Raw genomic sequence first — 5,666 nt, 5'->3', positions numbered from 1 at the left:
CTGGCAGGTGGCGCCGCTGCCCGAGGCGCTGCAGGACCGCCGGGTCGAGATCACCGGCCCGACCGATCCGAAGATGGTCATCAACGCGCTGAACTCCGGCGCCAAGGTGTACATGGCGGACTTCGAGGATTCGACCGCGCCGACCTGGCGCAACCTGGTCGCCGGCCAGCGCGCGCTGGCCGAGGCGGTGGCCGGGACCCTGACCTTCACCGCGCCGGCCGCGCGCGACGGCAGCCCGGGCAAGCGCTATACGTTGCGGCCCTACGAGGAGCAGGCGGTGCTGATCGTGCGCCCGCGCGGCTGGCACCTGGACGAGAAGCACGTGCTGGTCGACGGCCAACCGCTGGCCGGCGGCCTGTTCGATGCGGCGCTGTTCGCCTTCCACAACGGTCGCGCGCTGCAGGCCAAGGACCGCGGTCCTTATCTGTACCTGCCCAAGCTGCAGTCGATGGAGGAAGCGGCGCTGTGGGAGACCGCGCTGGCCCACATCGAGGACATGCTCGGCCTGCCGCAGGGCCAGATCAAGGTCACCGTGCTGATCGAGACGCTGCCGGCGGTGTTCGAGATGGACGAGATCCTGCATGCGCTGCGCGGGCGCATCGTCGGCCTGAACTGCGGCCGCTGGGACTACATCTTTTCCTACCTGAAGACCTTCCGCCGGCATCCGGACCGGGTGCTGCCCGAGCGCGGCCAGGTGACCATGACCCAGCCGTTCCTGAAGGCCTACTCGGAACTGCTGATCCGCACCTGCCACCGCCGCGGCGCGCATGCGATGGGCGGCATGGCCGCGCAGATCCCGATCGGCCACGATGAGGCGGCCAACGAGCAGGCGATGGCGCGGGTGCGCGCGGACAAGCTGCGCGAGGTCACCGCCGGCCACGACGGCACCTGGGTGGCGCACCCGGCGCTGATCCCGATCGCCCGCGCCGTGTTCGACGAGCACATGCGCACGCCGAACCAGCATGCGGTGCGCCGCGAGGACGTGCAGGCCGACCGCGACACGCTGATCGCCCCGTCCACCGGCACCATCACCCGCGCCGGCTTCGAGGGCAACATCGAAGTGTGCGTGCGCTACCTGGCGGCGTGGCTGGACGGCAACGGCTGCGTGCCGATCCACCACCTGATGGAAGATGCCGCCACCGCCGAGATCAGCCGCAGCCAGTTGTGGCAGTGGCTGCACGTGGGCGGCCTGCACCTGGACGACGGCACCGCCATCGACTTCGCCCTGTTCGACGCCTGCCTGCGGCAGTTGCCGGCACGGCTGGGCGAGCGCGCGCTGCTGCCGGGCGGGGCGCGCGTGGACGAGGCCATCGCGCTGCTGGATCGGCTGACGCGCGACGAGGCGTTGGCCGACTTCCTCACCTTGCCGGCCTATCAGTTGATTGATTGAAGCTGGGAGTGGGGAGTCGGGAATGGGAAATCGTGAGAGCGATGTCCCTGCGTCTGATCCCTGCCGAGCCTTCCAAGCTCGTTATCCGGCACACCCCCACCGTTTCATCGCTGCATCCATTTTTTCGAGGAGAACGCCAGATGAGCACCACGCTGCAGACCGCCGAACAGATCCAGCGCGACTGGGACACCGATCCGCGCTGGGCCGGGATCACCCGCAACTACACCGCCGCCGACGTGGTGCGCCTGCGCGGCACGGTGCACGTGGAGCACTCGCTGGCCCGGCTCGGCGCCGAGAAGCTGTGGAAGTACCTGCATGAAAAGGACTTCGTCAACGCGCTGGGCGCGCTGACCGGCAACCAGGCGATGCAGCAGGTCAAGGCCGGGCTCAACGCCATCTACCTGTCCGGCTGGCAGGTCGCCGCCGACGCCAACCTGGCCGGGCAGATGTACCCGGACCAGTCGCTGTACCCGGCCGACTCGGTGCCGGCGGTGGTCAAGCGCATCAACAACACCCTGCTGCGCGCCGACCAGTTGCATCACGCCGAGGGCAAGGACGAGATCGACTTCCTGCAGCCGATCGTGGCCGATGCCGAGGCCGGCTTCGGCGGCGTGCTCAATGCCTTCGAGCTGATGAAGGCGATGATCGAGGCCGGCGCGGCCGGCGTGCACTTCGAGGACCAACTGGCTTCGGTGAAGAAGTGCGGACACATGGGTGGCAAGGTGCTGGTGCCGACCCGCGAGGCGATCGAGAAGTTGAACGCCGCGCGCCTGGCCGCCGACGTGATGGGCGTGCCGACCCTGTTGGTGGCGCGCACCGATGCCGAGGCCGCCGACCTGGTGACGAGCGACATCGACCCCAACGATCGCCCGTTCACCACCGGCGAGCGCACGGTCGAGGGCTTCTTCCGCACCCACAAGGGCCTGGACCAGGCGATCAGCCGCGGCCTGGCGTACGCGCCCTACGCCGACCTGATCTGGTGCGAGACCGGCAAGCCGGACCTGGAGTTCGCGCGCAAGTTCGCCGAGGCCATCCACGCCAAGTTCCCCGGCAAGCTGCTGGCCTACAACTGCTCGCCCAGCTTCAACTGGAAGAAGAACCTGGACGACGCCACCATCGCCAAGTTCCAGCGCGAGATCGCCAGCTACGGCTACAAGTTCCAGTTCATCACCCTGGCCGGCTTCCATGCGCTGAACTACTCGATGTTCAATCTGGCGCACGGCTACGCGCGCCGGCAGATGAGCGCCTTCGTCGAACTGCAGGAGGCCGAGTTCGCCGCCGCCGACCGCGGCTTCACCGCGGTCAAGCACCAGCGCGAGGTCGGCACCGGCTACTTCGATGCGGTGACCCAGGCGATTCAGCAGGGCCAGTCCTCGACCACCGCGCTGAAGGGCTCGACCGAGGAAGAGCAGTTCCATGGCGAGAAAGCGGCCTGACCTGCAGCCAGGCGCGCCGATCGATCGCCCCTCCCTGGCAGGAGGTGGGAAGCCCGGGTTCGCCCGGGCTTTTTTTCATGCGCTGCCGTCGGCGGAACGGCGCTGTCTACCGCGTGCGACAGATCGCCGCAGCGGCGGCTTGCGATGTCTCTTGCAGGGGCGAGATTGCCTGTGAAACGTATCGTGAGCGCGGCGTGTAGGTGCTATGCTCCACGCACAGGGCCAGCGACGTCACATTAGGGGGCCGGATGAGCTGCGACAGCGCCGCATCCACCGCACGCGGCACAATTTCCAACGCTGCGGTCGCTCCGAAGCCGAACGAGCTGGCGGTGCTGACCGCCGCAGAATTGCGACTGTTTTCCGAGTTCGGTCGCGCCCGGACGGTGCGCGCCGGCGACGTGCTGTTCCGCCGTGGCGACGGCGGCAGCGCGATGTTCGTGATCACCAGCGGCGTGATCGATCTGGATTTCGGCGAGGACCTGGTGGTCAAGCACCTGGGCCATGGCGAGTTCTTCGGCGAGCTGGGCCTGCTGATCGGCAACCACATGCGTAGCGCCGACGCGCTCGCCGCCAGCGACGGCGCCCTGGTGGAACTGGACCACGGCGACTTCCAGCGCCTGGTCGAGCGCGACCCGGGCGTGGTCGCCTACTTCCTGCGCCGCACGATCATGCGCGTGGTGATGAACGAGCAGACCCTGATCCGTCAGCTGCGCCGGCGCAACCGCGACCTGGAAGCGGCGCTGGACAACCTCTACGCCACCACCCACCAGCTCAGCCAGACCGAGGAACTGGTGCGGACCGACGAACTGACCGGCCTGCACAACCGCCGCGGACTGATCCTGCGCCTGCAGGAGTGTCGCCGCGATGGCCGCTCGCCCGGCCCGGGCCTGCTGCTGATCGACTGCGACCGCTTCAAGCACATCAACGATGCCCACGGCCACCTGGTTGGCGATCGCGTGCTGCAGAACGTCGCCAACATCCTGCGCTCGGTGGCCGGGCCGGACGACACGGCGTGCCGCCTGGGCGGCGACGAGTTCTGCCTGCTGGTGGCCGCCGGCACGGTCGAGGACCTGCGCCGCATCGGCGAGTTCGTGCTCGCCACCGTGCAGAACCTGCTGGGCGTGCCGCACCCGGCGCCGCACATCTGCCCGGTCAGCATCGGCATCAGCCGCGTCGATCCGCATTCGGACTGGAACGACTGGTACGCCAACGCCGACGCGGCGCTGTACGAAGCCAAGCGCCAGGGCGGCAACCGGCTGTACTGGCACGACCTCACCTCCGCCCCCTGCTGAGCTACCGCGTCCCCGCCGAGCCGCCGCCATGACCGATGCCACCGCACCACAGCCCGAGGTCCCGCAGCTGCGCACCCTGCTGCTGACCGACCTGTGCGACTCGGTGGCGCTGGTGGAAAAACTCGGCGACGCCAACGCCGCCGAGCTGTTCAAGCTGCACGACTCGCTGGTGCTGGAACTGCAGCAGCGCTGGCGCGGCCGCCTGATCGACCGTTCCGACGGGCTGCTGCTGTTGTTCGAACGGCCGATCGACGGTCTTGGTTTCGCCCTGGACTACAGCCGCGGCCTGCATGCGCTGGGCGCGTCGCGCGCGCTGGACCTGAAGGTGCGCGCCGGCCTGCATGTGGGCGAAGTGCTGACCTGGCGCAACAGCGACGCCGCCGTGCAGGTGGGCGCCAAGCCGCTGGAGGTGGAAGGCCTGGCCAAGCCGACCGCGGCGCGGCTGATGACCCTGGCCCGGCCCGGGCAGATCCTGCTGTCGGCGGTGGCCGAGTCGCTGACCCACCGCGCCGCCCGCGAGCTGGGCGAACGCGGCGAGCGCCTGCTGTGGAAATCGCACGGCCGCTGGCGCTTCAAGGGCGTGCCAACCCCGCTGGAGATCTACGAAGTCGGCGAGATCGGCCACACCCCGCTGCGCGCGCCCAAGCCCACGCCCAAGGCCTGGCGCGACATCCCGCTGTGGCGGCGGCCGGCGGCGCTGGCGGCGGAAGCGGCGCTGATCGCCGCGTTCGCCGTCGGCGCCTGGTTCGTCACCCGCCCGCAGCCGGCCATCGCCTTCGCCGAACGCGACTGGGTAGTGGTGGGGGATTTGCGGAATCTGACGGGCGATGCAGTGCTGGATGATTCCCTGGAGCAGGCGTTTCGCATCAGTTTGGAACAATCGCGCTATGTAAACGTCCTCAGCGATCTCAAGGTCCGCGATACATTGAGCAGGATGCGGCGCGACCCGGACAGCACCAAGGTTGATCGCGTCATCGCCTCCGAAGTCGCGATGCGCGATGGTGCGCGTGCGGTCATTTTGCCTACGATTGCAGAGATAGGTGGGCGCATCCGCTTGAGTGCGGAGATAGTGGATCCGCGTACACAGACCACCGTTGCAGTAGAGTCCGCGGATGGGAAGGGACTTGGCTCCGTATTGGGTTCCGTCGACCAGGTGGCGACTTCGTTGCGCCAAGGTCTTGGCGAAGCCATGGATAGCATCAGCAGCAATTCTGCTCCCCTTCCAAAAGTTACGACCAGTAGTCTTGATGCTTTAAGAGCCTATGCAGTCGCCATAAACTTCTACACCCGTCGCGACTTCAAGAGCGCGCTGCAGTACTTTCAGAAAGCGATCGAGCTCGACAACGAGTTCGCGCTAGCCTATATGGGCATCATGCGGGTGTATGTATCCATCTCCGATAACGCCGCAGCGCAGCCCTATTTATTGAAGGCAGCTTCGCTTCGCAGCCATTTACCGCCCCGCGACGCGCTTTATCTGGATGCTTGGGAAGCGGAGTTTCAGGCGGACAACTGGCGTGTAGCGCCGGCCAAGTGGAAGATGCTGGCTGG

4 protein-coding genes are annotated in these 5,666 nt (G+C 67.6%); all 4 read left to right on the top strand.

Annotated features, from left to right (window positions below; translation table 11 throughout):
- On the top strand, positions 1–1,390 hold a 1,390-nt coding region (gene aceB / locus D588_RS0109350), incomplete at its 5' end, for a malate synthase A (RefSeq protein WP_017915788.1).
- Positions 1,391–1,530: 140 nt separating this feature from the next.
- Positions 1,531–2,826, top strand: a complete 1,296-nt coding sequence (aceA, locus tag D588_RS0109345) for an isocitrate lyase (RefSeq protein ID WP_017908067.1) — start codon at positions 1,531–1,533, stop codon at positions 2,824–2,826.
- Between the two features lie 248 nt (positions 2,827–3,074).
- Positions 3,075–4,118: a GGDEF domain-containing protein gene (locus tag D588_RS0109340; RefSeq protein WP_017915787.1), complete on the top strand. Its 1,044-nt coding sequence runs from the start codon at positions 3,075–3,077 to the stop codon at positions 4,116–4,118.
- 28 nt (positions 4,119–4,146) lie between these two features.
- Positions 4,147–5,666: putative peptide modification system cyclase (locus D588_RS0109335; RefSeq protein WP_017915786.1), on the top strand; the 1,520-nt coding region annotated here is incomplete at its 3' end.

It is taken from the genome of Xanthomonas sp. SHU 308 (assembly GCF_000364645.1).
Classification (GTDB): domain Bacteria; phylum Pseudomonadota; class Gammaproteobacteria; order Xanthomonadales; family Xanthomonadaceae; genus Xanthomonas_A; species Xanthomonas_A sontii.
The sequence above is the reverse complement of the archived record's forward strand: the minus strand, read 5'-3'. Positions and strand labels throughout refer to the sequence as shown.